This window comes from Microvirga sp. HBU67558, from assembly GCF_018069605.1.
Lineage (GTDB): Bacteria > Pseudomonadota > Alphaproteobacteria > Rhizobiales > Beijerinckiaceae > Microvirga > Microvirga terrae.
This window is the reverse complement of sequence record NZ_JAGPUP010000242.1, coordinates 1-619: the sequence shown is the minus strand read 5'-3', so window position 1 is coordinate 619 and position 619 is coordinate 1. Positions and strand designations below refer to the sequence as shown.

General features: G+C 64.1%; 1 protein-coding gene. It reads right to left on the bottom strand.

Going from position 1 to position 619, the window contains the following annotated elements; genetic code table 11:
- Nucleotides 1–619: transposase (locus KBI52_RS01025; RefSeq protein WP_371823091.1), on the bottom strand; the 619-nt coding region annotated here is incomplete at both ends.

The following is a 619-nucleotide window of genomic DNA, read 5'->3' as shown; positions in this document are numbered from 1 at the left end:
GCTGCCATGAGCCAGGCCACAAAAAGCCTGAGCCAGTTCAGGATCAGCCGCAGATTGTGCCCGGCGGCCACCAGCAGCGCATTGATGGCGTCGCCGGCGGCTCCGAGCAGGTGATTGCGTCCCAGTCGCCCGTCCGCCTTCATGTGTCCGATCATCGGCTCGATCGCCGATCGTCGCCTGAGTTCCCGTCGGATCGTCGGTGTGAGTCCCCGCCGCTGTCGCGTGATGAACACCCGATCCGTCTTGGCATAATCATGCCCGCGATAACCCTGGTCGACATAAGCCCGCTCCGGCTCGACGCCTGTCAGCACGATGACCTGGCCGATGGTGGCGTCCAACGTATGGCCGTCATAAGGATTGCCCTCCGGCGCCTTGGAGGCGAGCACGAAGCCTTCCCGGTTGGTCACCGCCAGTGCGACCTTGGAGCCAAACTCGTACGGGCGATGCGCCTTGCCCTTGGCGATGCACACCACCTCGGGCGCATGCAGGCTATAGAGCTTGTTCTTGCTCGTGCGCTCCTGCACCAGCAGGCGCTCCACGAGGCCGAGCAGAGGAGCAAACCGGCGTGAGAGAACCTCATCACCGGCGACTTTGCGGGTGACATCGCGGTACACGCGTC